At 61.3% G+C, this 16475-nt stretch carries 13 protein-coding genes; 8 read left to right on the plus strand and 5 right to left on the minus strand.

Going from position 1 to position 16475, the window contains the following annotated elements; translation table 11 throughout:
- Positions 1-134 precede the first annotated feature (134 nt).
- Positions 135-1220, plus strand: coding sequence for a uroporphyrinogen decarboxylase (gene hemE / locus C8C89_RS05220; RefSeq protein WP_101483214.1), 1086 nt, complete (start codon positions 135-137; stop codon positions 1218-1220).
- 570 nt (positions 1221-1790) lie between these two features.
- Here hemE and C8C89_RS26900 read toward each other — a convergent pair.
- Positions 1791-1928, minus strand: a complete 138-nt coding sequence (locus tag C8C89_RS26900; protein ID WP_166674671.1) for a hypothetical protein — start codon at positions 1926-1928, stop codon at positions 1791-1793.
- Between the two features lie 133 nt (positions 1929-2061).
- Here C8C89_RS26900 and C8C89_RS05225 point away from each other — a divergent pair, with 133 nt between their 5' ends.
- Positions 2062-4131, plus strand: coding sequence for a primosomal protein N' (locus tag C8C89_RS05225; protein ID WP_133989060.1), 2070 nt, complete (start codon positions 2062-2064; stop codon positions 4129-4131).
- 1 nt (position 4132) lies between these two features.
- Here the strand turns inward: C8C89_RS05225 and C8C89_RS05230 are convergent, their stop codons facing one another.
- Positions 4133-5023: an ArgP/LysG family DNA-binding transcriptional regulator gene (locus C8C89_RS05230; RefSeq protein ID WP_133989061.1), complete on the minus strand. Its 891-nt coding sequence runs from the start codon at positions 5021-5023 to the stop codon at positions 4133-4135.
- A gap of 129 nt (positions 5024-5152) precedes the next feature.
- Here C8C89_RS05230 and C8C89_RS05235 point away from each other — a divergent pair, with 129 nt between their 5' ends.
- Both C8C89_RS05235 and C8C89_RS05240 read left to right on the plus strand, forming a co-directional pair.
- On the plus strand, positions 5153-6601 hold the full coding sequence (locus C8C89_RS05235) for a dihydrolipoyl dehydrogenase (RefSeq protein ID WP_133993149.1): 1449 nt from the start codon (positions 5153-5155) through the stop codon (positions 6599-6601).
- Between the two features lie 163 nt (positions 6602-6764).
- A complete protein-coding gene (locus tag C8C89_RS05240) occupies positions 6765-7886 on the plus strand; it encodes an HD domain-containing phosphohydrolase (protein WP_243857900.1) in 1122 nt (373 codons plus the stop codon).
- Here the strand turns inward: C8C89_RS05240 and C8C89_RS05245 are convergent.
- Positions 7883-8368 (minus strand): SRPBCC family protein, encoded by a 486-nt coding sequence (locus tag C8C89_RS05245; protein ID WP_133989062.1) that lies wholly within the window; start codon positions 8366-8368, stop codon positions 7883-7885. The genes C8C89_RS05240 and C8C89_RS05245 overlap by 4 nt on opposite strands.
- 209 nt (positions 8369-8577) lie before the next feature.
- On the opposite strand from C8C89_RS05245, the gene C8C89_RS05250 reads away from it, so the two are divergent.
- Complete coding sequence (locus tag C8C89_RS05250; RefSeq protein ID WP_101483210.1) at positions 8578-10638, plus strand: UvrD-helicase domain-containing protein; 2061 nt, start codon at positions 8578-8580, stop codon at positions 10636-10638.
- 7 nt (positions 10639-10645) lie between these two features.
- Here C8C89_RS05250 and C8C89_RS05255 read toward each other — a convergent pair whose 3' ends face one another.
- Positions 10646-11023 (minus strand): addiction module antidote protein, encoded by a 378-nt coding sequence (locus tag C8C89_RS05255; protein ID WP_347876604.1) that lies wholly within the window; start codon positions 11021-11023, stop codon positions 10646-10648.
- 17 nt (positions 11024-11040) lie between these two features.
- Here C8C89_RS05255 and C8C89_RS05260 point away from each other — a divergent pair, with 17 nt between their 5' ends.
- On the plus strand, positions 11041-11259 hold the full coding sequence (locus C8C89_RS05260) for a SlyX family protein (protein WP_034753936.1): 219 nt from the start codon (positions 11041-11043) through the stop codon (positions 11257-11259).
- A gap of 28 nt (positions 11260-11287) precedes the next feature.
- On the opposite strand, the gene C8C89_RS05265 is transcribed toward C8C89_RS05260, so the two are convergent.
- Positions 11288-11656: a DUF6404 family protein gene (locus C8C89_RS05265; RefSeq protein ID WP_133989064.1), complete on the minus strand. Its 369-nt coding sequence runs from the start codon at positions 11654-11656 to the stop codon at positions 11288-11290.
- Between the two features lie 255 nt (positions 11657-11911).
- On the opposite strand from C8C89_RS05265, the gene C8C89_RS05270 reads away from it, so the two are divergent.
- Together C8C89_RS05270 and C8C89_RS05275 are read left to right on the plus strand one after the other, a co-directional pair.
- Positions 11912-14074, plus strand: coding sequence for a M3 family metallopeptidase (locus tag C8C89_RS05270; protein ID WP_243857901.1), 2163 nt, complete (start codon positions 11912-11914; stop codon positions 14072-14074).
- Between the two features lie 227 nt (positions 14075-14301).
- Positions 14302-16446, plus strand: a complete 2145-nt coding sequence (locus tag C8C89_RS05275) for a M3 family metallopeptidase (RefSeq protein ID WP_101483207.1) — start codon at positions 14302-14304, stop codon at positions 16444-16446.
- Positions 16447-16475: the final 29 nt, after the last annotated feature.

The raw sequence follows: 16475 nt of genomic DNA on the forward strand, positions 1-16475 counted from the left end.
ATCATCATAATGGAAGGGCAGGCACAACGAAAGTCATCGCTGTGCGTGGCAAATGCTGCAAAGCGGCACTGGAATCAATGAAATGGCGGCGATTGGATGCGATAATACCGCTTCTCCAAGCTCGATTGCCTGCCATGCCACAATTTGCTCCGCTCCAGAATGATACTTTCCTGCGCGCCCTGCTGCGCCAGCCGACCGAGCACACCCCTGTCTGGCTGATGCGCCAGGCGGGCCGCTACCTGCCCGAATATCGCGCCACGCGCGAGCGGGCCGGCTCCTTCCTGGGCCTGGCAAAGAATCCCGATTACGCGACGGAAGTGACCTTGCAGCCCCTGGCGCGCTTCCCGCTCGACGCTGCCATCCTGTTTTCCGACATCCTGACAGTGCCCGACGCCATGGGCCTGGGCCTGTATTTCGCCGATGGCGAAGGCCCGAAGTTCGAACGCCCGCTGCGCACGGAGCAGGATGTGAAGGCGTTGCGCGTGCCGGACCTGGAGTCGCTCGACTACGTCTTCAAGGCCGTCACGCAAATCCGCACGGAATTGAATGGCCGCGTGCCGCTGATCGGTTTTTCCGGCAGCCCGTGGACCCTGGCGTGCTACATGGTGGAAGGCGGGGGCTCGAAAGAGTTCCATACCATCAAGAAGATGCTGTACAACCGCCCTGACCTGATGCACCACATCCTGGCGATCAATGCCACCTCCGTGGCGCAGTACCTGAATGCGCAAATCGATGCCGGCGCGCAAGCCGTGATGATTTTCGACTCGTGGGGCGGTGCGCTGGCCGATGGCGCCTACCAGGAATTTTCGCTGGCCTACATGCAGCAAGTGGTGGCGCAATTGAAACGCGACAAGGATGGCGTCAAGATTCCCGCCATCGTGTTTACCAAGGGCGGCGGTCAGTGGATCGAGCAGATCGCCGACATCGGCGCCGATGCCGTGGGCCTGGACTGGACCGTCAACCTGACGCGCGCGCGCCAGCTGGTGGGGCATAAAGTGGGTTTGCAGGGCAATCTCGACCCGGCCATCCTGTTTGCCAGCCCGGATCAGATCCGCGCCGAAGTGGCGAAAGTGCTTAACGCCTTTGGCGCGCCGTCGGCAGGCACGGGCCACGTGTTCAACCTGGGCCATGGCATTTCCCAGTTCACGCCGCCGGAATCGGTGTCAGCCATGGTGGAAGCCGTGCACAGCATGAGCCGCGCCATGCGCAGCGGTCAGTAAGTTCCCGTTTCCCCTGGCGCAGGGGCAGAAAAGGCAGGCTTTCCAGCGGAAGCCTGCCTTTTTCTTTGTTGCGCCATATCAGGAAATACCGACTTATGCACAATTTTTTTTGCTGCGGAAATAAGAGGCAGTCGAAAAGCCATGCCCGGAGAGGCTCTGTAAGTGCTTGATTATTAACAAATAAAAATTTCATTGACTGGTGGACTTTGTTGCAATTGATAAGGTTATTGTTCCGTTTGTCAGCCTTATTCCTTCATTGTCCACAAAGTTATCAACAGATTCTGTGGATAAAATTGAAAAGTAATTTGTTAACCGATACTTAGCGCAGATGTTCAGGTTTTACCTGAAGTGTATGCTGCAGCGCATGATAATTAAACAATGTTTCGCCGCCGGGCAGGCAAAATCGAACGCTTGCCCGGCAATTGTCAACTTTGCCTCATGCGGCGCGCGTTTTTCCGGCTTGGATGCAAAAAAATAGTGCTTATTTCTGTACAAAAAAATCAGAAATGGTTCAGTTATGCACAGCGGCGGAAATGCCCCACGGATTTATCGCCTCCCGGGCATCAATTTTTAAGTCATTGATTTTAAATAGCTAATTTTTCTTGCTTGCCCCTCTTGACGGCGATCAAAATTTTCTATCCACATTTTTATGAAAGTTAATTTTGCTTTGTCCACAAAGTTATCCACAGAATTTTCTTCTGGCAGCATGACACGCTGTCGTGTCCGCCGTTAGGCGTTTGAAGGACGAAACAAGTATCATGGCCCGCTGGCTTGATGCCTGACATCCCGCCGCACCATTGACCTTGCTGCGCGCTTTTTTATTAAGATAGGCCAACTCCCCATGTCGCAGTGCATTTTGACGTCTTGCATCCTGAAAATCGCGCTCGACACGCCCCTGAACGCCCTGTTCGACTACCGCTGGAACGCGGCGGTAGATCCAGGTGCGGACGCCGGCGCGGACGTTGCCGTAGCGTTGCCGCAAGTGGGGCAGCTGGCGCTGGTGCCGTTCGGCCGGCGCGAAGTGATGGGGCTGATCGTCGGCGTGTCCGACAGTAGCGACGTGCCCGCCGCGAAATTGAAGGACGTGCTGGCCGTGCGCAGCCAGCTGGCACCGCTGTCGGAGCAGTGGCTGGCGCTGGCCGCCTTTGCCGCCGATTACTACCAGCGTCCGCTGGGGGAAGTGGCCTTGCCGGGCTTGCCGAAGAACTTGCGCGTGCTGACCACCGTGGCGCTGGACCGCGCCATCAAGAAGCTGGCCAAGCTGGCCGACGTGCACGACGGCACGCCGCTGAACATGCCGGCGCTCAATGCCGCCCAGCAAGAGGCGGCGGACGCCATCGGCGGCGCTCAAGGCTTCAAGCCCACCTTGCTGTACGGCGTGACGGGCAGCGGCAAGACGGAAGTGTATCTGCAAGCCTGCGCCCAGGTGCTGGCGCGCGACGAGGCGGCGCAAATCCTCATCCTGGTGCCGGAAATTAATCTGACGCCCCAGCTGGAAGGCAATATCCGCGCGCGCTTTCCCGGCGTCATGCTGGCGACCCTGCACAGCAGCCTGTCCGAAGGCGAACGCATGCTGCACTGGCTGGCCGCTCACCAGGGCCAGGCCCGCATCATCCTCGGCACGCGATTGGCCATCCTCGCCTCCTTGCCGCATCTCAAGTTGATCGTCATCGACGAAGAGCACGATCCGTCCTACAAGCAGCAGGAAGGCTTGCGCTACTCCGCGCGCGACCTGGCTGTGTGGCGCGCCTGGCAATTGCAGATTCCCATCGTGCTGGGTTCGGCCACGCCCTCGCTGGAAAGCTGGCACCACGCGCAGACGGGGCGCTATCGCAAGCTCGAATTGCGCGAACGGGCCGTCAAGAATGCGGTGTTGCCGCGCGTAAAGATACTCGATATGGAACGCGACCGGCCGAAAGATGGGCTGACTTCGCATCTGGTAGCCGCCTTGAAGCTGCGCATGGAGCGGGGCGAGCAGTCGTTGCTGTTCTTGAACCGGCGCGGCTACTCCCCGGTGATCTGCTGCGAATCGTGCGGCTGGATCAGCAATTGCACGCGCTGCACCTCGTTCATGGTGCTGCACAAGCCCGAACACCGCTTGCGCTGCCACCATTGCAGCCTGGAATTGCGCATTCCCCGGCATTGCCCCACTTGCGGCAACGTCGATTTGCAACCGCTGGGGCGGGGCACGCAGCGGGTGGAAGAGGGTTTGCAGCAATTGTTTCCAGAGGCGCGCATCTTGCGCATCGATGCCGATTCCACGCGCAAGAAGGGCAGTGCGCAGGAAGCGTTCGACACCGTGCACCGGGGCGAAGTGGATATTCTGATCGGTACGCAGATGGTGGCCAAGGGCCACGATTTCAAAAAGCTGACTTTAGTGGGCATTTTGAACCCGGACACGGCCCTGTTTTCGCAGGATTACCGGGCCAGCGAGCGGCTGTTCGCGCAATTGATGCAGGTGGCGGGCCGGGCCGGGCGCGCTGCGCAGACGGAGGGCGGCAGCGTCAGCGAGGTGCTGATCCAGACGCGCTATGCACGCCATCCGTTGTATGACGCCGTGGTCAACCACGATTACGACCATTTCGCCACGACCTTGCTGGAAGAGCGGGCGCAGGCGGCGCTGCCGCCGTATCTGTTCCAGGCCCTGCTGCGCGCCGAGGCGCCGGAACTGGCCACGGCCATCGAATTCCTGCAGGCGGCCAAGGAGTGCATGGCGCACCCGCAGGTGACCATCAATGATCCGATTCCCATGAGCATGACGCGCGTCTACAACGTGGACCGTGCCCAGTTGCTGCTCGAATCGAGCTCGCGGCCCGCGCTTCAGGCGTTCTTGAAAGAATGGTTAAGTGCGTTGCGCGCCATGAAGACGCGTGTGAAATGGTCGCTGGAAGTGGACCCGCTGGATATTTAAATTACTGCAGGTAGTCGCGCGCCGACTTGACGATCTGCTCCGACAGCAGCTTGGTAAATGGCGTGTCCAGGGTCCAGGCATGCCAGCTCAGCGGTACGTCCAGGGTGCTGCCCGGCATCAGATCGACGAGTCTGTCCGTCGCCAGCGCTGGCGCGGCCAGGCGCTGCGGCATCAGGCCGTAGGCCAGGCCATCCTGGATGCAGCTACGGCGCGCTGCTTCCACGGGCAAGGTGTGGTGCGGAAACGCTGCACGCAGGCCCAATTGTTCAGCGAGGAAACGCGCCAGCAAGCCGTGCTGGCCCACCACGGCGGGCGCCAATTGCACCGCCTCGTCACTGAAACCATCGCCGAACCAGTGGCCCGCAAACACGGGCGTGGCTACGCAGACATAGCGCAAGGTACCCAGCGGCGTGACGCTGGTGGCCGCCGCCGCGTCCAGCGCTGTGCCGGACTCGGCTGCCACGCAGCCAAACACGGAGCCGTCGCGCACCATTTGCAAGGCGCTATCGCTGTCGGCCAGGCGCACATCGAGCTGGCAGCGCGGCGGCGCCAGCAGGGCAGGCAAGGTGTCCGGGAACCAGGTGGCCAGGCTGTCGGTATCGATGGCGACGGCGATTTCCGGCATGCTGACGCTGTTGCCCAGGTCGATGTCGAGCGACGCTTCCATCAGCTTGACGTTGCGGTGATGCACGATCAGGCGCTGGCCCAGGCCCGTCGGCACGGCTGGCTGGCCACGGATGATCAGCAATCGCCCGCTGGTGTCTTCCAGCGCCTTGATACGTTGCGAGACGGCAGACTGGGTGATGCCCAAGGCCAGGGCAGCCTTGTCGAAACTGCCATGACTGGCCACGGCGTCCAGCACGGCCAGTGCGCGATAATCGAGTGATCCCATTAGCTCAGCTTATAAATTTTGAAAATGATTAGTTATACTAATGCATATATTGCTGCAAAGTAAAACCTTATTTTCGCCAAACGGGTAGTATGGAACGCCATGAGCAATCTGACAGGGATGACTGGCACGATGAAAACGATACAAGTGGATGTGGCCGTGATCGGCAGCGGTACGGCTGGCATGACGGCGCACAGGGCGGCGCGCATGCAGGGCAAGCGCGTGCTGATGATCGAAAGCGGGCCGTACGGCACGACTTGCGCGCGCGTGGGGTGCATGCCCAGCAAACTCTTGATCGCGGCGGCCGAGGCGGCCCATGCGGTCGCTAGCGCGCCCGGCTTCGGTGTGCATCCGGGCCCAGTGCGCATCGACGGCCAGCAAGTGATGAGCAGAGTGCGCAGCGAGCGCGACCGCTTTGTGGGCTTCGTGCTCGACGGCGTCAACGCCATCCCCGAGGAAGAAAAACTGCGCGGCCATGCGCGTTTCATCGCGCCCGGCAAATTGCAGGTGGATGAACACACGATGGTCGAGGCCACCAGCGTCGTCATCGCCACCGGTTCCACACCCATCGTGCCGCCCGAGTGGCAGGCGGCGGGCGACAGAGTCATCATTAGCGACGCCGTGTTCGAATGGACGGACTTGCCAAGCTCCGTGGCCGTGGTCGGCAGCGGCGTGATCGGCCTGGAGCTGGGCCAGGCGCTGGCCCGCCTGGGCGTGCGCGTGACCCTGTTTGCACGCGGCAATAAAGTCGCGCAGTTGACGGACCCGCTGGTGCTGCAAGAGGCCGGCGCCGTGCTGGCGCGCGAACTGGACATCCGCTTCCAGACCAGCGTGGCGCATGTGGCGAAAAACCCGGATGGCAGCGGCATCCTGCTGACCAGCCGCGATGGCGCGGGCGAGGAAAAAACCGAGCAGTTCGAGTATCTGCTGGCCGCCATCGGCCGCCGTCCGAATGTGGATCAAATCGGCCTGGAAACGGCGCAAATCGAGCTCGACCGCTATGGCATTCCCCTGCATGACCCGCATACCATGCAGTGCGGCAAGAGCGCCATCTTCATCGCCGGAGATGCCGACAATGCCTTGCCGCTGTTGCCCGAAGCAGCCGACGAGGGCCGTATCGCGGGTGACAACGCGGCGCGCTTTCCTGACGTCATACCGGGCTTGCGCCGCACGCCCCTGACCATCGCCTTCACGGAGCCGCAGATCGCCACCCTGGGCGCCTCTTACCAGCAACTGTGCTTGAGCCATGCGGGCCGCTTCGCCGTGGGCGCAGTGTCGTTTGGCAACCAGGGCCGCAGTCGCGTCATGCTGCAAAACCAGGGCTTGCTGCGCGTGTATGCGGAGTTTGGCAGCAAGCGCTTTCTCGGTGCCGAGCTGATAGGTCCGCGGGCGGAACACTTGAGCCACTTGCTGGCCTGGGCATGCCAGGCGCAGCTGACGGTGCCGGCCATGCTCGACATGCCGTTTTACCACCCCGTCATCGAGGAGGGCGTGCGCACGGCCTTGCGCGAGCTGGCGCTGCACCTGGAAAAAGACCCGGAACACGCGCCCGGCTGCGCCGATTGCTCGCCTGGCGTCTGATGCAATTTTATTCTTTACATAATTTTGTAGACAAGCTCACATGATTGCGCGATGATCGCTGCCACATTGGAATATTGATTAAAAGCAAAAAACATTTCAATTGGTTCATGCCCACGAGCACCCGATGGTAAAAAGGGGAGCGGCTAGCGATGACGGAGACGATGTGAAAATTCGGCGCATTTACGCGGGAGAACTCGCCCTGGGCGTAGCTCTGCCTTGGGACGTGCATAGCGAGACGGGCGGCTTGCTGGCCAGGCTGGGCCATGTCATCAGCAGCGAGAACCAGATCGAATTGCTGCTGGCGCGCGGCGTCATCGCCGATACCAGTGCCGACCTGCCGCGCACGGCGACGGAAGCGCCATCGGCCCTGCGCATGCTGAACCTCGTCACGGCAGGACTGGCGCTGGTCTTGCCGGCCATTGCCGCCGGGCAGGCGGGCAGCCATGCATCGCTGGCGTCGCTGGCGCAGCTGGTGGAAGAGGCCGTGGTACTGGACGCCGACGTGGCGCTGGCCTGCATTCTGCACAACCAGGGCGCGGGCGACTTTGCCGTGCGCCACAGCGTCGACACGGCCGTCATCACGGCCCTGCTGGCGCGTGCCCTGAAACTCGATGCGGGCGTGATCCGCAGCGTGGTGCTGGCCGCCCTGAGCATGAATGTGGGCATGCTGGAACGCCATGCGGATTTCCAGCACAAGGCGGGCCCGCTGGACGCACAGGAACGCGCCTACTTGCGTGCCCATCCGCAAGCGGGTGTCGACTTGCTGCGCTCGGACGGCGTCACGGACGCCGTCTGGCTGCAAGCCGTGTTGCAGCACCATGAAAATATCGATGGCAGCGGTTATCCGCTGGGCACGCAAGGCGAGGCGATCGGCATCGGCGCCCGCCTGATCATGCTGGCTGACCGCTATTGCGCGCGCGTATCGAAGCGCAGCTACCGCCAGCCCATGCTGCCGAACGTGGCCCTGCGCGAAATGCTGATGGCCGACAAGGCCACCCTGGATGCGCCGCTGGCTTCCCTGCTGGTGCGCGAACTGGGTATCTACCCCGTCGGCACCTTCGTCAAACTGTTGAATGGAGAAATCGGCATTGTCACGCGCAAGGGCTTGAATGCCACCACGCCCCATGTGCAGTCGCTGATCGGCCCCCGCGGCGCGCGCCTCGATGTGCCGCTGCGGCGCGATACGCGCGTGGACTTGCACGCCATCCGCGAAGTGCTCAGCGCGGAGCAGGCGGGGCTGCAGTTTCGCCCTGACCAGTTGTGGGGCCGCAGCGCGCGAGCTTAATTCAGCAAGCCCGCATCCAGCCGTCCCTCAAGCGCCAGCTCGCGCATGATGCGCACGGTGTCGATGTCGGACTCCTTGTAGGCAGAGCGGCGGAAGTCGTCGTACAGGGCGTTGGCCGCATCGGTGGCCGCGTCGTGGCCGTCGTCGTACTGGAAGCGCACCCACAGGCTGGCCTCGTCGGGCATCTCGATGGTCATCACCAGCGAGGAGGCGCTGATATCCTGTTGCGCCGGCACTTCGTAACGCACTTGCAGTTGCGGCACCAGCACGACCCTGTCGTTGATGACCAGTTCGCCATAGCGCAGGCTGCGCGCGAAACCGGCATCGCTGCGTTCGCTGATCTGGCACTCGTCCAGGTGGGGTACGAACAGCCTGGGCGACTCGGCGCGCAAGACCAGGCCGCGCCAGACTTGTTCCAGGCTCAGGGTGTCGATCAGCGGGTTGAGCGGATCGTTGATTTCAATCAAATGTTCAAATTTCATGGGACTGCCATTCGGTAAGTGGGCGCGCACGGGCGATATAGGCGGAATGGTACTCCAGCGCTGGCATCGCCGCACGCATTGCATGTCCCAAGATGGCGGCAATTGGCGAGATATCAATGCCATTGCCTGTTTTTCACGCAGACCTTGCCGTGCAAATGGCGGGCGCGACGCTGTTACAATGGGCTGCTGTTCCCTGCGGAAATACCCTGATGTCCAAAGCACCACAGTTCGGTTTGAATGCGCCTCAAAGCGAAGCGGTCACCTACCTCGACGGCCCCTGCCTGGTGCTGGCGGGCGCCGGTTCGGGCAAGACGCGCGTGATCACGCAAAAGATCGCCCATTTGATCGAAGACCGGGGCTATGACCCGCGCACCATCGCCGCGCTGACCTTTACCAACAAGGCGGCGCTGGAAATGCAGGAGCGCATCGCCAAGCTGCTCAAGCAACCACGCCAGGCCAAGCAGCTGACGGTGTCGACCTTCCACTCGCTGGGCGTGAAAATCCTGCGCCAGGAAGCCAATGGCGTGGGCTTGAAAGACCGCTTTTCCATCATGGATAGCGACGACTGTTTTTCCCTCGTGCAAGACCTCGCCATTACCACTGATAAACAGGTGATCCGAGGCATCCAGAACGCCATGTCGCTGTGGAAAAACGGCTTGATCGACCCCGACATGGCGCTGGCGCAAGCCAAGGATGAGGACGAAGCGAACGCGGCGCGCATCTACCGCAGCTATGTGGCAACGCTTTCCGCCTACCAGGCCGTCGATTTCGACGATCTGATCCGCTTACCCGTGGAACTGTTCCGCAACAACGGACCCGTACGCGACAAGTGGCAGCGCCGTTTACGCTATCTGCTCGTCGACGAATACCAGGATACGAACACCTGCCAGTACGAACTGGTGAAATTGATGGTGACGGGCATCGGCAAGAAGCCGATGTTTACGGCCGTGGGCGACGACGACCAGGCCATTTATGCCTGGCGCGGCGCCACCGTGGAAAATCTGAAGACCTTGGAAACGGACTTCCCCGACTTGCGCGTGATCAAACTGGAGCAGAATTACCGCTCCACCATGCGCGTGCTCAATGCGGCCAACGCCGTGATTGGCAACAATCCTAAACTGTTTGAAAAGTCGCTGTGGTCGGAACATGGCCTGGGCGAACCGATCAAGGTGCTGGGCATGCAGACGGACGAGCAGGAGGCGGAGCAAGTGGCCATCATGATCTCGGCCGACCATTTCGAGCGCAAGAACAAATTTTCCGATTACGCCATTTTGTACCGTGGCAACCACCAGGCGCGCATCATCGAGCAATGCTTGCGCAAGGAACGCATTCCCTACACGATTTCGGGCGGCCAGAGTTTCTTCGACAAGGCCGAAATCAAGGACATCATCAGCTATCTGCGCCTGCTGGCCAACGAAGACGACGACCCGGCGTTTATTCGCGCCGTGACGACGCCGCGCCGCGGCGTGGGGCAGTCGACCCTGGAGGTGCTGGGCGCGTTCTCTGGCCAGTGGCAGTGTTCGCTGTTCCAGGCCGTCTTTAAAGGCGGCATCGAGGCCAAGCTGACGGACCGCCAGCTGGGGCCATTGCGCGATTTCTGCAACTTCATCAACGACCTCGAATCGCGCGCCAGCCGTCCCGGCGCGGCCGGCAGTGGCGACAACGCGGCCGAAGTGCTGGACGACATGATGAAGGAAATCCACTACGAGTCATATCTGTACGATGCTTTCGAGGAACGGCAAGCGCAAAGCAAGTGGCAGAACGTGCTGGAATTCGTCAACTGGCTCAAGGAACGGGGCAGGGGCGGCAAGGACCGCGACGGCGAAGAAAAGAACGTGCTGGAACTGACGCAGATGGTGGCCCTGATGACCATGCTGGAGGGCAAGGACGAGGAGCAGGATGCCGTGCGCATGTCCACCCTGCACGCCTCGAAAGGGCTGGAATTCCCGCACGTGTTTCTGGTGGGCGTGGAAGAGGGTATTTTGCCGCACAAGGGCGACCCCGACGCGCCGGCCGAAACCATCGCCGCGCGCATCCAGGAAGAGCGCCGGCTGATGTATGTGGGTATCACGCGGGCCCAGCGCACCTTGCACGTCACCTGGTGCAAGAAGCGCAAGCGGGCCGGCGAGCAAGTCCATTGCGACCCGTCGCGTTTCATCAAAGAAATGCAACTTGACGTGGGCGACGCTGTGCCGACGGAGTCGGAAATCATTTCGCCGAAAGAACGCCTGGCGCGCATGAAGGCCTTGCTGGCCACGCCGAAAGTGTAAGCGGCGTTCAGGCTTCCACGGCGCCGTCCGGCGTGGTCTTTGGCTCGATGGCCAGCTGCATGCCCAGCGCATCGAGCATCTTTAAAATGGTTTCGAAGCGCGGTTTGCTACCTTCGCGCAAGGCTTTATATGCGCCTTCGCGCGTGATGTCGGCCCGGGCCGCCACCTTGCCCATGCCATAGGCACGCACCACGTCGTTCATGGCCGACTGGAACAGTTCGGCGTTGCCGGTGGCGACGATTTCGCTCATGTAGGCGGCCACGGCGGCCTTGCTGTTGAGCCCATGCAGGAAGAATACGCAGAAATCGGGACCCGCCTGGCGGCGAATGGATGGAGTTTGTCCTGGCTTACGCCGCTGCGGCGGTAGAATGCCGCTTTCAGTCAGGAATCACCGAGAACACCATGGACAATGCAGAACAGATGGAAGTACGTTTCGTCGATATCGAAATCAAGCTGGCGCAGCAGGAAGACCTGGTCGAGTCGCTGAACCAGATGGTGTACCAGCAGGGCAAGCGCATCGACCAGCTGGAAGCGATGCTGCACAAGCTGGGCGAACACGTGCGCGACGGGGCGCAGCAGGCGAATGGCGGACTGGTCAACGAACGCCCGCCACACTATTGAGGCAATGGCCTTGCCTGGCGTTGCCGCCTTATTGAGCGTCCAGTTCGGTCCATGCCGGCAACTGGTGCTTGCGCCGGTCGCGCGCATAGAAGCTGGCCATGGCGAGACCAAACAGGAGGCCGGCGGCGCTGGCCGCCACCAGCGCCGCCAGGGGCGATAACGGGGTGGCGGCATCGGACCGCCACCAGAAAAAAATCCACATGACCACGCCCCAGCACGTGCCGAACCAGAGCCCCATGCCGAGCGCGGCACGCAGGAAGGACTGGAAATGCGGCGGCGGTACTTGTACGCCGACCTTCCACAACAGGCGCATCAGCGGTGGCGCATAGTGGCTGCGGGCCATGCCCGTGCTGTGCAACAGCTCCAGGGCGCGTGTCTTGCGATATTCAAAGCTCATGGAGCATCCATTCAAAATGTAAGCAATGGAGCATACGTCATGGAGGCAGGATGAAAATGCACACATTTTCACCGTTCGCCGCGCTGACGCCGCCGTGCCGGTAGGCCTGGTTGAATGATCGGGCATGAAAACCTTTCATATATGGGCGCATCGCTACCATCGGTAGTTGCTGGTGACGCAAGTGTTTCAGGCTGTTATTATTTCAGGTTGGCCCGCGACACAATCGCGGCTCTCTTGCGTTTCTTGAAAGAAGACATGACCCGTCCAACAATGCTCGTCATCGCCGCCAGCCTGATGCTGGCGCCAGCCGCCGCTTTTGCCGCCACCGCCAACACCGCGCCAACCACTGCCGTTACCGCGGCGGCTGCACTGCCCGCTTCGAATCCGTTTGCGCAGGCCAGCAGCCTGCCATTCCACTATCCACCGTTCGACAAGGTGCAGGACGCCGACTACGCGCCCGCCTTTACGGCAGGCATGGCCGCCAACCTGGCGGAAATCAAGGCGATTGCGAATAACAAGAAGCCGGCCACGTTCGACAACACCATCGTGGCCATGGAGCGCTCGGGCCAGTTGCTGGGCCGCGTGCGCACCGTGTTTTCCGTGATGTCCGGCTCCAACACGAATGAGACGATCCAGGGCCTGGAACGCGAACTGGCGCCGAAGATGGCGGCCCACAGCGACGCGATCATGCTCAACGACAAATTGTTCCAACGCATCGACACCCTGTACGCCAAGCGCGACAAGCTGGGTCTCGATGCCGAATCGAAACGCCTGCTGGAGCGCTATCACACGGACTTCGTGCGCGCGGGCGCCAAGCTGTCGGCGGCAGACAAGGAAAAGCTGCGCGCCTACAACGGCCAGCTGGCCGCCCTGTCGACCAAGTTCGCGCAGAACGTGCTGAAGGAATTGAACGCTTCGGCTGTTGTGGTCGACACACGTGAAGAACTGGACGGCCTGTCGCCGGCCGCCATCGAAGTGGCTGCCGGCCTGGCCAAGAAGCGCGGCCTGGATGGAAAATATGTGATCGCCCTCGTCAACACGACGGGCCAGGCGCCGCTGTCGTTGCTGACCAACCGCGCCGTGCGCGAACGCATCATGGCCGCTTCGCAGGCGCGCGGCAGCCGTGGCGGCGAGTTCGACAATACCCAGGAAGTGCTGGAACTGGCAAAACTGCGCGCCGAACGTGCCGCACTGATGGGCTACCCGAACTACGCTGCCTACTCGCTGGAAGACCAGACGGCGCACGACACCACCGCCGTGAACGCCCTGCTGGGCGAGCTGGCCAAGCCTGCCGTCGTCAATGCGCGCCGTGAAGCGGACGATATCCAAAAGGTCATCGATGCGGGAAAAGGCGGCTTCAAGGTGGGCGCCGCCGACTGGGCCTTTTATAGCGACAAGGTGCGCGCCGAACGCTACAACTTCGACGAGACGCAATTAAAACCGTACTTTGAAATGCACAGCGTATTGACCAAGGGCGTGTTCTTTGCCGCTGGAAAATTGTATGGACTCACCTTCAAACAGCGCACCGATTTGCCCGTCTACACGGCCGACATGCTGGTGTATGACGTCTTCAACGAAGACGGCACGCAGCTGGCCATCTTTACGCTCGATCCTTACGCGCGCAGCAACAAGCGCGGCGGCGCCTGGGCGAATGCCTATGTGGGCCAGTCAAGCTTGCTGAACCGCAAGCCGGTGATTGCGAATAATCTCAACATTCCGAAGCCGGAAGCGGGCCAGCCGACCCTGATGACGTTTGATGAAGTCAACACCATGTTCCACGAATTCGGCCATGCGCTGCACGGCATGTTCTCGAACGTGAAATATCCGCGCTTCGCCGGCACCAGCGTGCCGCGCGACTTTGTCGAATACCCGTCGCAAGTCAATGAAATGTGGGCGCTGTGGCCGGAAGTGCTGCAAAACTACGCCAAGCACTATCAAACGGGCGCGGCCATTCCGGCGGAACTGCTGGCGAAAGTGACGGCGGCAGACAATTTCAACCAGGGCTATAAAACCACAGAATACCTGGCGTCGGCCCTGCTGGACCAGCGCTGGCACCAGCTGACCCCGGCACAGATCCCCACCGACGTGCTGGCGTTTGAGAAAGCCGCCTTGACGGACGCGGGCGTCGATTTCGCCCCGGCGCCGCCGCGCTACCGCACCACGTATTTCTCGCACGCGTTCGCGGGCGGCTATTCGGCCGGCTACTACGCGTATTTGTGGTCGGAAAAGCTCGATGCCGATACGGTGGAGTGGTTCAAGGAAAACGGCGGCCTGACGCGCAAGAACGGCGACTGGTTCCGCAATAAACTGCTGTCGCGCGGCGGCAGTGCCGATGCGCTCGACATCTACCGCAACTTCCGCGGCCGTGATGCGAAGATCGAGCCGCTGCTGGAACGCCGTGGCTTGAACGGCAAGTAAACCGCGTCATTCCCGGCCTCAAAGCCGGGTCAATGAAAAAGGCTGCCAAGCGATCGGCAGCCTTTTTTATTTGGCGATGTTGATTGAAAACCGTGGTAAACCGCGCATTTTGCGGGATGCACCACAGGATCGCCCCTGTTGGATGACGCCTGTGTGACAGGCTGCTATGATCTGCCACTGGCCCGCGACGCGATCGCGGTTCTTCCCCGCGCTTCCTGAAAGATGTCATGATCCGTCCACAACTGCTCGTCATCGCCGCCAGCGTCATGCTGGCCCACGCCGCTCCTTCCGCCCTGGCCGCCGCAGCCGCACCCGCCGCCGCCATCAGCGCCCAGAATCCTTTGCTCAAAGCCAGTCCGCTGCCATTCCAGATGCCGCAGTTCGGCCTGATCAAGGATGGCCACTACGCGCCGGCGTTTGCCGAAGGCATGAAACGCCAGCTGGCCGAAGTCAATGCGATCGCCAACAACCGCCAGGCGCCCACGTTTGAAAACACCGTCGTGGCCCTCGAGCGCACGGGGCAGCTGCTGCACCGCGTGCAGAGCATCTTCAGCAACATGACGTCGACCAACACGAACAGCGTGCTGGAAGCTGTGGAAGTGGATGTGTCGCCAAAACTGGCCGCGCATGGCGACGCGATCACCCTGAACCCGAAACTGTTTGCCCGTATCGACACCCTGTACGCCAAGCGCGACAAGCTGGGCCTTGATGCCGAATCCTTGCGCTTGCTGGAACGCTACCACACCGATTTTGTGCGCGCCGGCGCCAAGCTGTCCGATGCGGACAAGGAAAAATTGAAAGCCTACAACGCCGAGCAGGCGGGCCTGGAAACGGCATTTGCGCAAAACGTGCTGAAGGAAACGAATGCCAAGAGCATCGTCGTCGACACACGCGCCGAGCTCGCCGGCATGACGGACAGCGATATCGATACGGCCGCCACGGCAGCCAAGGAACGCGGCTTGACGGGCAAGTTCCTCATCGCCCTGGTCAACACCAGTGGCCAGCCGCCGCTGGCCGTATTGACGGATCGCAAGACACGCCAGCGCCTGATGGATGCGTCCCTGAACCGCGGCAGCCAGGGCGGCGAGTTTGACAACCGCGCCATCGTGCTGAAGCTGGCAAAACTGCGCGCCGAGCGGGCCACCCTGCTCGGTTATGCCAACTACGCCGCGTATTCGCTGGAAGACCAGACGGCCAAGACCACCACGGCCGTCAATACCTTGCTGTCGGAACTGGCGAAACCGGCCGTCGCCAATGCGCGCCGCGAAGCAGCCGACCTGCAACAAGTGGTCGATGCGGAAAAGGGCGGTTTCCAGGTAGCGGCGGCCGACTGGGCCATCTACACGGACAAGCTGCGCAAGCAACGGTTCAATTTCGATGAAAACGAGCTGAAACCGTACCTGGAATTGAACAGCGTGCTGAACAACGGCGTGTTCTTTGCCGCCAATAAACTGTATGGCATCAGCTTCAAACAGCGTACTGATCTACCGGTGTACAACCCGGACGTGCGCGTCTACGACGTGCTCGATGCGAACGGCAAGCCGCTGGCCCTGTTCATCGCCGACTTCTATGCGCGCGGCAACAAGCATGGCGGCGCATGGATGAATGAATACGTGTCGCAATCGTCGTTGATGGGCACGCATCCCGTCGTCGCCAACCAGTTGAATATTCCGAAGCCACCCGCCGGCCAGCCGACCTTGCTGACCTTCGATGAAGTGACGACCATGTTCCACGAATTCGGCCATGCGCTGCATGGCATGTTTTCGAACGTAAAATACCCGCGCTTCGCCGGCACCAGCGTGCCGAGCGACTTCGTCGAGTATCCATCGCAAGTCAATGAAATGTGGGCCGTCTGGCCGGAAGTGCTGCAAAACTATGCCAAGCACTACCAGAGCGGCGCGGCCATGCCGCAGGAATTGCTCGACAAGGTCACTGCAGCGAAGAAATTCAACCAGGGCTTCATGACGACGGAATACCTGTCGGCAGCCCTGCTGGACCAGCGCTGGCACCAGCTGGCGCCGAGCCAGATCCCGACGGACGTGCTGGCCTTTGAAGCGGCATCCTTGAAGGATGCGGGCGTCGACTACGCGCCCGTGCCGCCGCGCTACCGCACCAGCTACTTCTCGCACAGCTTCTCGGGCGGCTATTCGGCAGCTTATTACGCCTACCTGTGGTCGGAAAAGCTGGACGCTGAATCGGTCAACTGGTTCAAGGAAAACGGCGGCCTGACGCGCAAGAATGGCGACTGGTTCCGCAGCAAATTGCTGTCGCGCGGCGGCAGTGTCGATGCGCTGCAACTGTTCCGTGACTTCCGCGGCCGCGACGCCACCGTGGAACCGCTGCTGGAACGCCGGGGCTTGAACGCGAAGTAATCCGTCCTCATCTGAAGCTTGCGCTGCGT

Origin of the sequence: Janthinobacterium sp. 75, assembly GCF_004365495.1 — a bacterium.
GTDB lineage: Bacteria > Pseudomonadota > Gammaproteobacteria > Burkholderiales > Burkholderiaceae_D > Janthinobacterium.